This window comes from Streptomyces natalensis ATCC 27448, from assembly GCF_000935125.1.
GTDB classification, from domain to species: Bacteria; Actinomycetota; Actinomycetes; order Streptomycetales; family Streptomycetaceae; genus Streptomyces; species Streptomyces natalensis.
This window is the reverse complement of the sequence record NZ_JRKI01000028.1, coordinates 49,295-61,829: the sequence shown is the minus strand read 5'-3', so window position 1 is coordinate 61,829 and position 12,535 is coordinate 49,295. Positions and strand designations below refer to the sequence as shown.

At 69.8% G+C, this 12,535-nt stretch carries 12 protein-coding genes and 2 pseudogenes; 2 read left to right on the top strand and 12 right to left on the bottom strand.

What is annotated here, in order from left to right; genetic code table 11:
- Window positions 1-3 precede the first annotated feature (3 nt).
- Genes SNA_RS19660 through rpmG form a run of 3 tightly spaced genes read right to left on the bottom strand, consistent with a single transcriptional unit; the run spans window position 4 to window position 1,617 of the window.
- On the bottom strand, window positions 4-1,161 hold the full coding sequence (locus SNA_RS19660) for a CobW family GTP-binding protein (protein ID WP_044366026.1): 1,158 nt from the start codon (window positions 1,159-1,161) through the stop codon (window positions 4-6).
- Complete coding sequence (gene rpmE, locus SNA_RS19655; RefSeq protein ID WP_030068122.1) at window positions 1,158-1,448, bottom strand: 50S ribosomal protein L31; 291 nt, start codon at window positions 1,446-1,448, stop codon at window positions 1,158-1,160. The genes SNA_RS19660 and rpmE overlap by 4 nt, the downstream gene beginning before the upstream one ends.
- 4 nt (window positions 1,449-1,452) lie before the next feature.
- On the bottom strand, window positions 1,453-1,617 hold the full coding sequence (rpmG, locus tag SNA_RS19650; protein ID WP_026252351.1) for a 50S ribosomal protein L33: 165 nt from the start codon (window positions 1,615-1,617) through the stop codon (window positions 1,453-1,455).
- Window positions 1,618-1,702: 85 nt separating this feature from the next.
- Between rpmG and rpmB the strand changes: the two genes are divergently transcribed.
- Both rpmB and rpsN read left to right on the top strand, forming a co-directional pair.
- Complete coding sequence (rpmB, locus tag SNA_RS19645; protein ID WP_030068123.1) at window positions 1,703-1,939, top strand: 50S ribosomal protein L28; 237 nt, start codon at window positions 1,703-1,705, stop codon at window positions 1,937-1,939.
- Entirely contained in the window at window positions 1,939-2,244 is a 306-nt protein-coding gene (gene rpsN / locus SNA_RS19640) for a 30S ribosomal protein S14 (RefSeq protein WP_030068124.1), read from the top strand. The genes rpmB and rpsN overlap by 1 nt, the downstream gene beginning before the upstream one ends.
- Before the next feature lie 154 nt (window positions 2,245-2,398).
- On the opposite strand, the gene SNA_RS19635 is transcribed toward rpsN, so the two are convergent.
- The 9 genes and pseudogenes from SNA_RS19635 to SNA_RS19605 all read right to left on the bottom strand — a co-directional run bounded on the left by SNA_RS19635 (window position 2,399) and on the right by SNA_RS19605 (window position 12,468).
- Entirely contained in the window at window positions 2,399-4,198 is a 1,800-nt protein-coding gene (locus SNA_RS19635) for an alkaline phosphatase family protein (RefSeq protein WP_044366023.1), read from the bottom strand.
- 189 nt (window positions 4,199-4,387) lie between these two features.
- Window positions 4,388-4,593: pseudogene (locus SNA_RS44005) on the bottom strand (IS5/IS1182 family transposase); the annotation flags it as partial.
- A 51-nt stretch (window positions 4,594-4,644) separates the two neighbouring features.
- Window positions 4,645-4,992, bottom strand: a complete 348-nt coding sequence (locus tag SNA_RS19630; protein WP_037791663.1) for a hypothetical protein — start codon at window positions 4,990-4,992, stop codon at window positions 4,645-4,647.
- Entirely contained in the window at window positions 4,989-5,726 is a 738-nt protein-coding gene (locus SNA_RS19625; protein ID WP_052808940.1) for a hypothetical protein, read from the bottom strand. Before SNA_RS19625 ends, SNA_RS19630 begins: the two co-directional genes overlap by 4 nt.
- 32 nt (window positions 5,727-5,758) lie before the next feature.
- Window positions 5,759-9,682, bottom strand: a complete 3,924-nt coding sequence (locus tag SNA_RS44750) for an RHS repeat-associated core domain-containing protein (RefSeq protein ID WP_052808939.1) — start codon at window positions 9,680-9,682, stop codon at window positions 5,759-5,761.
- Window positions 9,679-10,377 carry a WXG100-like domain-containing protein gene (locus SNA_RS19615; protein WP_241779741.1) on the bottom strand — a complete coding sequence of 233 codons (699 nt, stop codon included), beginning with the start codon at window positions 10,375-10,377 and terminating at the stop codon, window positions 9,679-9,681. Before SNA_RS19615 ends, SNA_RS44750 begins: the two co-directional genes overlap by 4 nt.
- Before the next feature lie 398 nt (window positions 10,378-10,775).
- Window positions 10,776-11,039 (bottom strand): transposase, encoded by a 264-nt coding sequence (locus tag SNA_RS19610; protein ID WP_044366021.1) that lies wholly within the window; start codon window positions 11,037-11,039, stop codon window positions 10,776-10,778.
- A gap of 70 nt (window positions 11,040-11,109) precedes the next feature.
- A pseudogene (locus tag SNA_RS41400) lies at window positions 11,110-11,265 on the bottom strand (IS481 family transposase); the annotation flags it as partial.
- Between the two features lie 54 nt (window positions 11,266-11,319).
- Window positions 11,320-12,468 carry an FAD-dependent oxidoreductase gene (locus SNA_RS19605; RefSeq protein WP_030068133.1) on the bottom strand — a complete coding sequence of 383 codons (1,149 nt, stop codon included), beginning with the start codon at window positions 12,466-12,468 and terminating at the stop codon, window positions 11,320-11,322.
- Window positions 12,469-12,535: the final 67 nt, after the last annotated feature.

Below are 12,535 nucleotides of genomic sequence, written 5' to 3'. Positions count from 1 at the left end.
CGTTCAGCCGACGGGATCGAGCAGTTCGTCGAAGGCGTGCGACAGTTCCTTCCATGCCTGCGGTCCGGTCGCGTACTCGGCGTCGGTGAGCAGGCAGGAGTCGAGCAGGCTCACCAGGTTGTCCCGGTCGAGGCCGGGTGCGGTGAAGGTGAGGTGCTGGCAGCGGTCGCCGTGTTCGGGGTGCCAGTCGAGGGAGGCGGCGATGCGGCGTTCGGCGGGCACCATCTCCCAGGCGGCGTCCGGCAGTGCGGCCAGCCAGGGCCCGGCGGACTCCACGCACAGCGCACCGCCGGCGGCGTCCCAGGACAGCAGCGTGTCGGGCCGGTCGGCCAGCCAGAAGCGGCCCCGGATGCGGGCCGCGGCGCAGACGAGGTCGTCCAGCGCCGCGTGCAGCCGCCCCGGGTGGAAGGGCCGGTCGCGTCGCCATACCAGGGTGGCGACCCCGTGTTCGTCGGCCTCCTGGGGCAGCAGCGCGCACGCCGGGTGCTGCCGGGCGGCCGCCGCCTCATGGTCGAACCCGGCCATCAGGGCGGCGGCCAAGGTGCCGTCCCCCACCCGGACTTGCCGTGCGGTCGGGGTGAGTTGGGCTAGGAGCGCGTGGTCGGCGTCGTCCGCGGTTTCGTCGCCTTCGGCGAGGGCGAGCACGGTGGGGTACTCGATCTGCCGGGCGAAGGTGTCGGCGACCGTGCGCTGGTCGGTGGCAGCGGCAGCCAGACCGGCCTCGGCGAGGTCGTCACCGTTGGACAGGCAGGGCAGTACGAGCGCCGGGTCGACCGCGGTGGCCACCCCGGTCAGTGCCAGCCACTCGCTCTCCGCCGCGATGACGGCGGCCATCGCCTGCGGCTCGACGGAGTCCCACAGCTCGACGACGGCCAGCCGGTACGTTCCGGTTTCGGCGAGCCGGAGGAGCTCGGGCACGAGGTCCTCGCGCAGCGCGCAGCAGGCGCAGTCGTTGACCAGCGGGGCGTGGCCGCTGCTGACCGGGCCGTTGAGGTCGCGGATGGTGCGGTGCACCGAGCCGTTCGGCCCGGCCGACAAGTCGTGGTGCAGAACGACGGTCCCGGGCACGGAGTGCAGGAGGTCCCCGATGGCCGCGCGCCGGGCGCCTTCACACAGCCCGCCGACGATGGCCACCGGCAGTCGGTGCTCGGCAGGGCTCACGGTTCCCTCCGCTCGTACCGGCGCTGGCAGCGCTCCACGCGGCCCGCGGTGTCCAGGACCCGCTGGGTCCCGGTGCAGAAGGGGTGGCTGACCGAGGAGATCTCGACTTCGATGACGGGGTAGGTGTTGCCGTCCTCCCACTCGACGGTCTTGCCGCTGGTGGCCGTCATCGGCGTCTCCCCTGCTGGAGCGAAGCCGAGAGCTTGGGGAGGGGTGAGGAAGGCGTGGTCGGCGGCCCGGTCGCGGAAGACGACGGGCCGGTACTCGGGGTGGATTCCGCGCTTCATGGGGTCAGCGCTCCTCGCGGAAATCGACGTGACGGCCGACGACCGGGTCGTACTTGCGCAGGGTCAGCCGGTCCGGGTCGTTCCGGCGGTTCTTGCGGGTCACGTAGGTGTATCCGGTCCCGGCGGTGGACCGGAGCTTGATGATCGGACGGAGTTCGTTACGGGCCATGCACCGCAGCATACACGGAATTGGTTTTCATTTTCATCAAGCTGCTACGGTGTTGCGATAACGACCACAGACTTCAAGAGGAGCCATGTCAGCTCACTGCCAACTCACCGGCCGGCAGCCCGGCTTCGGCCACACCATTTCCCACTCGCACCGCCGCACCAAGCGCCGCTTCGACCCCAACATCCAGCAGAAGCGCTACTGGCTGCCCAGCGAAGGCCGCCACGTCCGGCTCACCCTCAGTACCAAGGGCATCAAGACGGTCGACGCGATCGGCATCGAGGCCGCCGTGGCCCGTATCCGCGCCCGGGGAGGGAAGATCTGATGGCGAAGAAGAGCAAGATCGCGAAGAACGAGAAGCGGCGCGTGACCGTCGCCCGCTACGCCGAGCGCCGCGCCGAGCTGAAGACCGTCATCGCCAACCCGCATACGTCCGACGACGAGCGCGCCGCCGCCCAGAAGGAACTGCGCAGCCAGCCGCGCGACGCCAGCGCCACCCGGGTCCGCAACCGCGACGCCGTCGACGGACGCCCCCGCGGCCATCTGCGCGCCTTCGGCCTGTCCCGCATCCGGGTACGGGAAATGGCCCACGCGGGCGAACTCCCCGGCGTGACCAAGAGCAGTTGGTGAAGTCCCTCGGGTCGGCCTGACGCGCGGTCGGGGATCCGCTTTCACGGGAGCGGGATCCGGCGCCGGACGCAGGCCGCCGTGCACAGGGCGAACGCCCCGACTCGCGTGGAACGCGAGTCGGGGCGTTCGTGTGCCGCGCAGTGCCCCGTCCGGGTCAGTCGACCGTCAGTGTCGACGGACCGGCCAGCACGCTGTAGCCGTTGTCGGCCAGGGAGTAGACCGCGTAGCTTCCGGGGCCCGGCAGTTTGCCGGTGTCGAAGGTCAGTGCGCCGCTGGCGTTCGGCGCGTACTGCCAGGACAGGGAGGATCCCTTGCCGGGTGTCACGCCGGTCGGGTAGATCCCGATCCAGTTGGTCGAGCTGACCTGGCCTGCCGTCGGGACGGCGTAGCGGAAGGTGACGTTGCCGCCGCTCGTGATGGCGGACGTGTCGCTGGTCAGGGTGGGGGTGGTGGCGCCGGACGGGGTGAAGGCGCCGTTCAGCGGTGTGGCGTAGGTGTCGTTCGCGGTCAGGCCGGGCAGGCCGAGGGCCGCCTCGATGGTGCGGGCGGTGCTGTAGTGGTCGTACCGGGTCGCGCTGCTGGTTCCGGCCGGGACGGTGCCCTGCGAGCCGAGGGCGATCGTCGCGACATGGTTGTGCGCTTCGGTCTCGGACTCGTCCCAGGTGAGGATGAGCAGCGACTTCTGCTGTGTCCACGCCGGTGAGGAGAGCACGGGGGCGAGGGTCTGCTTCAGCCAGCCGTCCTGGGTCTTCAGGCTGGTGGCGTTGCCGTTGCCGGATGATTCGCCGTCGTAGTAGTCGTCGGCGGCGATCCAGGAGAAGTTCGGCGTCGTCGCGGCGCTCTTGAGGTCGGTGGTGAGTTGCGTGGTGTCGAACAGGTGGGCTGCGCAGCGGGTGGCGTTGCCGCTGATGTCCGTGTAGTTGATGAACGGCGCGTCGTCGGGCTCGTAGTAACTGTCGCTGGTCTTGCCGGTGTTGCAGGGCGTGCCCATGCCCTGCTCGTACGCTTTCCAGGTCTTGCCGGCGGCCTCGATCGTGTCGCCGAGGTTTTTCTCCGGGGAGTTGATGTTCGGCCAGTAGGTGGCGCCGGTGGTGTACGTGTCGCCACCGGCGATGGCGAGGTAGTTCTCGTCGCTGGGGTGGTAGACCGCGTGGTAGTCGCTCATGGTGGCGCCCTGGGCCATCAGGCTGTGGATGTAGGGCGTGTCCGTCGGATCGTTCATGATCTCGGAGTAGTCCGTGTTCTCCATCATGACCGTGAACACGTGGTCGTAGCCGGGCACATGGGAGACCGGAGGTGTCAGGGGAGCCGGGGCGGTGACCGGCGTGCTGAGGGCGAGGGAGAGGTTGTCCAGGTAGCCGGTCTCGTTGGAGGAGTCGAGGAACTGCACCTGCACCTGGATGCCGCGCGTTCCGGCCGGCACCGGCCCGGTCGTGCTGCGGGCGAGGAACTCCGTCGTGTTGGAGCGGTCGGCCGCCGACACCGTCGGCAGCTTGGCCGTGCCGAGATGCTGCCCGTCCGTGCCCTGGAACTGCAGTGAGACCGCCACGTACCCGCCATAGCCGGTCCAGCCGCCCAGCCAGCCGCCGAGGTTGTACGTCACGCCGCCGCTGTCGATCGCGGTGGACGCGGACGAGACGTCGACGGTCTGTGTGATGGCGCCGTCGCCCTGGTTACCAGGCGCGAAGAACGCCTTCCCGGGCGCGGGGCTCGACGGATGGCCGAAACTCCCGGCCGTGTAGCACATCACGTCCGGGCTGCCGGATTCCACCGTCCAGCCGGGGATCGTCGTGGCGGCCTTCCAGTCGCCGGTGCAGAAGCCGGCCTCGGCATCACCGTTGACGATCAGGTTTCCGCTGGTGGTCGCCGCTGCGGCGGGAGGGGCAGGCGCGGTGGCCAAAAGCGCGCCGACGAGGGCAAGAACGCTGCCGAGGGATCTCCACAGCAGTCGCATGGGGGTTACCTCATCCCGTGGGGTACCGAAGGGTGGTCATGGGCATGCCCATGGTCCTGGACAGGAAAGAGGTACCGGTTGCCGCTGTCGAGGGGAAGAACGGTACGCCAACGCACAGCGACCATCGCTGTGCGCACCACTTGGGGCGGGTGTCCGGCGGGTCATGGCCGGGTCGAAGCCGGCTCCGCAGTAGCAGATGAGGGTGCAGGCGATGCTGGTGAAGGCCAGGAAGCGGTCGGCCTTGCGTTCGTAGCGGCGGCGAAGCCGACGGCAGCCAGCGAGTCCCATCGTGCGTTCGCTCGTACAACGGTGTTGTCCAGGCGCTTGGATGGTTCAATGCTTTTGCGGGCGATGCGGCGGGTGATGCCGCGCTGCCGTAACCATCGGCGCAGGTGGGTGACCTCCGGACAACGAACCCAGCGCGCCCGCCGCCACCTCCCTGTTGCTTACACCTTCACACGCTGCCAGTGGCCCCGCCGGCGCCACTCACCGTCGTCCTGTGCCCAGCTCGTGACGAGGGCCGCGACCTCGTCGTGGCCCTTCATGGCGTAGGGCGGCGCCACGACGGCGCGGAAGTGCTGGTCGGGGCCGCCGTCGCGGTATTCCACGAGGCAACTCCCGTCCTGCGCGAGGTGGGCCTGGATGTAGTGCTGTTCCGGATCGCGGCCGTCGGCGCGTTCCACTACGAGGAAGGGCAGCGCCAAGTTCAGCTCGCTGAGCAGGTCGTAGAGGGTCTCCGCGTCGGGGCGCTCGTGCACGGTCCCGGCGGCGGTGAGGGCGCGGGTGGCGGTCACGAGCTTTCCTCCGGGCGCAGCACCGACTGCTCGGCCAGCGCGACGAGGTCGTCCCCGGTCGTCTGCCGCGATCCGTCCGGCCCGTGCACCGTCAGGGCGGTCCCGGACTCGGCCCGGTAAACGGCGCCGAGGCGGTTCTCCCACTCGACGAGGCTGTCGGGGGAGCCGGGCAGGAGGGACAGTTCGTGCCGCAGGACGTCCAGGGTCGCCAGGCCGCGGTCCGGGCCCTGGCTGTGGCTCCCGGTGCGCTCGTTGCGGTAGCGCATGCGCAGGAAGGGGACCGGATCGCGCCGCAGCCGTGTCGGCTGGAGGCCCCGGTCGAACTGGTGGCGGGCCTCCGCGAGGGTCTCGGAGCCGGAGAATTCCTGACGCCAGGCGGGGAAGAGCGCCACCGTCGCCTTGTGGAGTTCGGCGTCCTCCTGCCCGTGGTACTCGTGCACCTCGGGTCCGACGGCGGCGACCGTGTCGAAGTCCCAGCCGGGGCAGGAGAGCCCGTCCAGCGCCACGAGCGGACGCTCGCTGCCGAGCAGCCGCGGTGCGTGGTCGCGGGCGAGTTCCAGAACGGCGCGGGCCAGCGCCGGGTCGTACTCGCCCATGACGCGCATTTCCAGCACGCGGTCCCGTGCGACCACGGCATCGAACGAGAAGATCATGCGCGACCAGTGCCAGGCGTCCGGCACGCCGGGTACGGGCTCGGCGCCGGGCTGGGCGGCCAGCTTCGACGTCAGGTCCATGGTGGGTGGCTCCTCTGAGGTAGGGGGCCTGCTCAGGTGCAGGAGTAGTTCGGGCCGGTGTCCTGGCGGTAGGTGGAGGTCATTTTGCCTCCGCCGCTGGAGTTGTCCTTGCGGGACATGGGCTCCATGTTATTGGCGTCGTTGTAGAAGTCATTACGGGTGGGACGGTCGGTGTTGTAGCCCGTCTGGTTCCAATGGTCGACGACCGGGTGCAGGTGCTCGTAGGTGAGGTGGTCCTTGCCGGCGGGCACCGGTTCTCCCTTGGAATTGAACCAGGTCAGCTGGTCCCGCGGGATGCGGTCGCCGGCCTGCGGGTGGCCGGCGGGGAAGCGGGGGGCGCCGCCCTGCGCCTGGCCCTCGACCGTCCACTTGGCCGTCATGGCGTCGTGGGTGCTCTGCCGATAGCCGCCGGGGTATTCGCTGTCGCGGTTGTGGGTGGCCGGGCCGTTCGGGTTCGGGAGGAAGCGGCCGTTCGGCCCCCGCTGCGGCGTCAGGCCGAGGGGGTCGGCGACGGTGAACGGGTTGTCGACGTAGGCGTAGTGGTTGGGGGCCGCCGCCAGCCCCAGCGGGTCGGGGGAGAGGTAGCGGGCTGTCTCGGGGTCGTAGTGGCGGAAGTAGTTGTAGTTCCACCCGGTCTCGGCGTCGGCGTACTGGCCGGGGAACCGCAGGGGACAGGTATCCGGTGTCCGGTCGCCGACCGGCATGCCCCAGGCGGTGGTGCGCAGCCGCCACGTGATCTCCCCGTCAGGGGTGACCAGCTCCGTCGGGGCGCCCGAGAGGTCGGTGACCACGGTGTGGAAGTCGCGGCGGCCCCCGGCGTGGACGACGGTCTGGGTGAGCGGCCGGTGGGTGCCGGAGTGGTAGTCCCATGCGGTGGCGGTGCCGTCCGAGGTCACCTGCTCCGCGAGCCGGGTGCCGTCCCAGACGAAACGGGTCTCCTCGGCCGCGGTCCCGTCACCGCCGAGGCGGCGTTTGGCGATGCGCCGGCCCGCCGCGTCGTAGTCGTACGTCCAGTGCGTGCCGTCGGCCAGCACGGCGTCGGTGAGCTGGTCCGCCGTGTTCCACGTGAAACTGGCGGTGCGGGTCTGGCCGTTGAGGAGCCGCGTGGTACGGCGTACCAGCCGGCCGTCCTCGTCGTATGCGTAGGTGTGACGTCCGCACCGTTCGAGGCGGTTGCCGGCGAAGGTGCGCTCCGTGCCGGGCGTCTCGTCGCCGGGGGTGTCGGCGTGGGTGAGGTTGCCGGCGCTGTCGTAGGCGTACGTCTCGCTCCAGTCCTGGGCGCGCACGGCGGTGACCCGGCCGTCCGGGTCGAGCTCGAACTGTCGCGTGCCGCCCGCCGAGTCCGTGATGCCGCGGAGGTGGCCGTCGGCGCGGTAGGCGTAGGCGCGGTGCTGGAGGGTGTCGGCACCGCGGGTGACGGCCTGGGAGCTGAGCCGGCCCGCGATGTCCCACTCCTGGGACAGCACGAGGTCGGGGCCGATGAGCCGCCGCACCTCCCGGTCGGCGTCGTCGAACGTGAAGCCCACTCGGTCACCCCCGACGTCGAGGGCTTCCGGCCGCCCCGCGGCGTCGTACGACCACGTGGAGAGCACCCCGCTCGGGGTGCGCCGGCTGATGCGCCGCCCCAGCGCGTCGTAGGTCCAGGTGGTGGTGCGGCCGTTGATGTCCTCGGAGAGCTTGCGGCCGAGGACGTCGTAGGTCTGGGTGACCGTGGTGGTGTCGTTGGCGGACCGCAGCAGGCAGCCGGCCGGGTCGTACACGAAGGTGGCGATGCCGTCGGCCGAGTGCTCCTCGACGGTGCGGCCCAGCTCGTCGCGGACGAACACCGTGGTGCGGCCGGCGGCGTTGGTACGGGCGGCGAGTTCACCGGTGGGGTCGGGCCGGTATTCCACGGCCCGGCCCTGGAAGTCGCTCTCGCGGATGAGCTGGCCGACCGCGTTGTAGGCATAGTCCCAGGTGTGGCCGCGCGGGTCGGTGACGGTGGTGAGCCGCCGCTCGGTGTCGTGCGCGAAGGTGTGGGTGGTCCCGTCGGGGGCGGTACGGCTGACGGGCAGGCCGAAGTGGGTGTACGTGAACCGGGACACCTGGCCCAGGCGGTCGGTGTGGGCCACCAGGTTGCCCTCGCCGTCCCACTCCCACGTCTCGGTCGCGCCGTCGGCGAACTCCCGCCACGCCGGCTTGCCCTCGCCGGTCCAGCCGAAGCGCTCGGTGCGCCCGCCGGCGTCGGTGAAGGCGCTGACCCGGCCGAACGCGTCGCGCTCGACGACGGTGGTGTGGCCCAGAGGATCGGTGACCGCCAGCGGCAGGCCCGCCGGGCTGCTCGCCACCGTGCGGGTGTGGCCGAGGGCGTCAGTGACCGCGGACAGCCGTCCGCCGTCGTAGGCGAAGCCGGTGACGGCACCGGCCGGGTCGATGGTGCGGAGCTGGTTGCCCAGGGCGTCGTACTCGTGCCGCCAGGTCGCGCCGTCCACATCGACGATCTCGACGGGCAGGCCCAGTGTGTTGTAGGCAGCACGGGTCGTGCGGCCGTCCGGGCGGGTGACGGTGGTGAGGTTGCCGTCGTCGTCGTAGGTGTAGCTGCTGGTGTGCCCCAGCTCGTCGGTGACCGAGGCCAGCAGGTCGGGGCCGGCCCAGGTGCGGTGCGTGCGGTGGCCCTCGGCGTTGGTCCAGCCGGTGAGGCGCCGCTGCTCGTCGTAGTGGTAGACGGTGGTGCGGCCGAGGGAGTCGGTGTAGCTGTTGGCGCGGTTGAGGCGGTCGTAGGTAAGAGTGCAGGACAGGAAGCCGTCGGACCCGGTGCCGCGCACACAGCGGTCGGCCCCGTCGTACTCCCAGCGGTACCAGCCGTCGTTGCGGTCGACGCGTTCGACGATGCGGCCCGACTCGTCGTAGTCGAAGCGCGCGGTGCGGCCGAGCGCGTCGGTGACCGCGGTGAGGTTGCCGTCGTCGTAGCTGTAGCGTCGCAGGACCGTGCCGGCGTCGCCGTCCTCGGTGCCGAGGAGGCGGAGTGCCACGACGCGGCCGCCGTCGGTGTCGACGGCGATGCGGTATCCACCGCTGTGCCGGATCTCGAAGGGGGTGCCGTCGTCATCCCGCCAGATGTCGATCCGGTGGCCGTTGCGGTCGGATATGGCCTCCAGAGGGAGGGTGACCCGGCCGGCCGCAGCCTCCGCCGGGGTCACGGAAGCCGGCAGGAAGTGCAGGGTGTGCCCGGTGCCGCGGTCCGTGACCAGCATCTCGCCGGCCGGTGTCCCGTCCCAGCGCAGCTCCCGGCGGGGGCCGTGATGGGGGAACACGGCGGTGTCCGGGGCGGGCACGTCGTACGAGAGCAGCATGCCGTCGGCGGTGGCGAGGACGAGGCCCCGCTCGTCGGCCTCCAGGCGCTGGTCGAGGGTGGAGGCCCAGGAACTGCCGAACCACTGACCGCAGCGGTAGGACGACAGGTGGGTGCGCTCGACGACGAGATCGAGCAGGCCGGGCAGGCGTACGTCGGTCTCGGTGAGGATCATCTCGCCCGACACCAGGTCGATGGGGTCGCCGCCCTTGCAGCGGCCGCCCGAGGGCTTCGACGAGCCCACGCCGTCCCGGTTCGCTCCGTCCCGCAGGGAGTCGTCGGAGTTCGGCCGACCGGATCCGGGGCCCTTCGAGGGGCCCTTGGGGCCCCCGCCCTTGGGACCCCCGCCCTTGGGACCCCCGCCCTCCGGCCCGGCCGACGGGTGTGGTGACGAGGAAGGCGAGGTGTGGGGGGCCTTGGGCGTGTCACCGTGCCGGCCCTTGAGGATGTCGTCCATCGCCGACGCGTGTTTGGCGTCGGTTTCGGCGTGGTTCTTCGCCACCTGCCGCAGGCGGTCGCCGGTGTCGTGGTAGAGGTTCTTGACGGCCTTCCTGGCGTCGTCGCCCAGTGTGCCGCCGAGCCGCTTGGCGCCGTCCTCCAGCGCCTTGACAATACGGTTCGTCATGCGAAGCTCACCCCGCTCAGCTTGCTCTTGAACTCCGCGGCGTGCGCCTCCATCGTCTCGGCATGCTTGGTCAGCGCCTGCGAGCGTGCGTGGAGTTCCTCGGGGTGGACGGAGAAGCTCTGCCCCGCGCCCCCGCCTGCGGGGACACCGAGAGCGTTGGCGGCGCCCTTGAAGACAAGCCCGCTCACCGCATTGCCGACCACCTCGACGAGCGGGGTGATGGCAGCCTCGATCACCTGGCCGATGACATACTGCTCCAACTGCTGTTCCAGATAGCTCGTCGCCTTACGGGCCGCCGCGATGATGCCGGCCTCCGCGACCTCGGCAAGACCGAATGTGAAGGCCGCGGCGGCCTGATCCGCGACAAACGTCACGGCAAGCACCACCAGTTCGGCGATGGCCGCCCCCTTCATGGCCACAATGACACCGGCCGCGGCGTCCAGGGCGGTCGCCACCGTGTGGCACGCGGTCACCAGCTCGCGCATGTGACTGGACGACATCTGGCCCCACTTGGCCATCAGGGCGTCGTAGGAGGCGCCCTGATAAATCTCGGACAACTGTTCCACCGACGAGGTGGCGTCCTGGTGGCTCTGCTCGACTTTGTTCGCGAAATCCCTTACGTGGTCGGCGAATTCGCGGACCTTGTCCTCGTTGACATTCGGCCAGTGGATGCCGATGAAGTCGAGAAACGACACCACCGCGTCGGGTAGTTCCAATGCCACAGGGTCCCCCAGGTGAGATCTCGTCAGCCCCGTTGGTGCAACGTATCGCCGCTGATTAAAGGCCAGGCAATCTAATGGTCAGTTTTATCCCAGATGCCGTTGAGGGGTTCGGTGCCGAGTCCCCCATTCGACCGCGACTGTTGGACGAGGCGCCGGCAGCGGCTCGACGTCATCGGTGATCCCATACCGGTAGGCGGCCAGGAGGAGCGGCACATTGACGACTGAAGTGCGTTGCAGAAGGTCGTGAGCAAGGGATCTTCGTGTATGGGCGGGGCGTTGAGTACTGGCCGGTACGGGTGTCGGTCTTGCTGAAGAAGACGGTCACCTCTTCCGGAGCTGTGACCGTCACGGCATCGAAGCTCTTAAAACCCCTATCGGAATGAGTTCAGGCGTCGCCAGCAGATCAGTGCGCATCCGAGGGTGAGGAATACTTCGTGGATGTCGTCGCGGATCTCCCATCGGATCCGCAGGCGGCGGAACCAGTGCAAGTGTGCGAATGCGCGCTCCACGACCCAGCGTTGGGTGTCGAGTCCGGAGACGTGCTCGATGCCCCGGCGGGCGATCAGCAGTTTCACGCCGAGATCCCAGACCATGCGGCGGCACTTGCCGTGGTCGTAGCCGCGGTCGCCCAGCACGGTATCGGCCCGGCCTCATCGACGGTTTCATCACCAAGACCGGACTCGAACCCGGATGTGGCTGAGTGCGCTAGGTGTATCGACCCACAGGGTTGTTCACGCGGGTGATGGGTGACTGGCCTGCGAGTGCGGTGTGGCAGCGGTGGTGGTTGTAGGTGTGGAGGAAGGCTGTCAGGGCTTCGGTGCGCTCGCGGTTGCTTGTGTAAGGCCGGACGTAGCGGGTTTCACCATCTGACGTGCTCAGTTCGTCTGGGTCCTGTTGTTCTGTTTGCGTTTGGTGTCAGTGGTTTTGGGTCATGTGGGCGAGGATCTGGGTGGCGCTGTCGGGCGCGAAGGCGCTGTTGATTCCCTCGGCGGCGCCTTCGGCTGCTTCGATGGAGCGGGGCAGGAGGTCCTCGTAGGCGCGGATGGCGTCGTCGATGGCGGTGTTGTCGATGAGGGCGCGGGCAAGGTCGGCGCCGTCGAGCATGGCGAGGTTGGCGCCCATGCCGGAGAACGGCGACATGAGGTGAGCGGCGTCGCCAAGGAGGGTGAGTCCGGCGGTGTGCTGCCAGGTGTGGGGGACGGGCAGGGCGTACAGCGGCCGGTTGATGTACCCGGTGTCGGTGTCGGTGATGAAGCCGAGCAGATCGGGGTGCCAGCCGGTGAACTCCTTGAGCAGTGCTTCGCATACCGCAGCAGTGTCGGTCAGGTCGAGGCCGGCCTTCTGGTGCCAGTACTCGTCGGTGCGCATGCCGATGTAGATGCGGATGTGCTGGTGGCTGTTGCGCTGGGCGACGAAGCCCTGGTTGTTGTCGAGGGCCATCATGGTGCCGTCGCCGGTGAGCGCGGCGAGTGTGGGGTGGCGGGCATCGGCGTTGTCGAGGCCGGTTTCGACGAAGGTGACACCGGTGTAGACGGGTATGGCGCCGGAGAGCAGGCGGCGGACTTGCGACCAGGCACCGTCGGCTCCGATGACGAGGTCGTGCTCGGTGGTGGTGCCGTCGGCGAAGTGCAGGCGGTGGACGCCGTCGGTGAGTGGTTCGGCGTGGGTGAGCTTGTGGCTCCAGCGCACCGTGTCGGGCTTGAGCGAGTCCAGCAGGAGGTCGCGCAGCTGGCCGCGGTCGATTTCCGGGTTGCCGTCCTCGGTGTCGGCCCTGGGCGGGACGGCGTCGAACAGGACGCGTCCGTCGCGGCTCACCAGGCGCATCTGCTGGCCTTCGGGGCGGGCGAGTGCCAGGAAGTCTTCCAGCAGCCCGGCTTCGCGCAGGGCCTTCTGACCGGAGTCGGGGTGCATGTCGAGTGTGCCGCCCTGGTCGCGGGCGGTGCGGGAGGCGTCGAGGTCGTAGACGGTGGCGGTGATGCCGTGCTGCTGGAGGATGCGGGCGCAGGTCAGGCCGCCGGGGCCGGCGCCGATGATCGCGATGCGGGCTGCGGTGGAGGCGTTCATGGTGGTGCTCCGTCCGTCGGGTGCTCGGCAGGCAGGAGAAGTGGAAGGCCGCGGCCCGGGCAGTGCC

What these genes read in the sequence shown, in the direction of transcription:
- SNA_RS44750 (WP_052808939.1), bottom strand. Translation starts at nt 9,682, where the DNA reads ATGACGAACCGTATTGTCAAGGCGCTGGAGGACGGCGCCAAGCGGCTC.
- rpmB (WP_030068123.1), top strand. Translation starts at nt 1,703, where the DNA reads ATGTCAGCTCACTGCCAACTCACCGGCCGGCAGCCCGGCTTCGGCCAC.
- SNA_RS19625 (WP_052808940.1), bottom strand. Translation starts at nt 5,726, where the DNA reads ATGGACCTGACGTCGAAGCTGGCCGCCCAGCCCGGCGCCGAGCCCGTA.
- rpmG (WP_026252351.1), bottom strand. Translation starts at nt 1,617, where the DNA reads ATGGCCCGTAACGAACTCCGTCCGATCATCAAGCTCCGGTCCACCGCC.
- SNA_RS19635 (WP_044366023.1), bottom strand. Translation starts at nt 4,198, where the DNA reads ATGCGACTGCTGTGGAGATCCCTCGGCAGCGTTCTTGCCCTCGTCGGC.
- rpsN (WP_030068124.1), top strand. Translation starts at nt 1,939, where the DNA reads ATGGCGAAGAAGAGCAAGATCGCGAAGAACGAGAAGCGGCGCGTGACC.
- SNA_RS19605 (WP_030068133.1), bottom strand. Translation starts at nt 12,468, where the DNA reads ATGAACGCCTCCACCGCAGCCCGCATCGCGATCATCGGCGCCGGCCCC.
- rpmE (WP_030068122.1), bottom strand. Translation starts at nt 1,448, where the DNA reads ATGAAGCGCGGAATCCACCCCGAGTACCGGCCCGTCGTCTTCCGCGAC.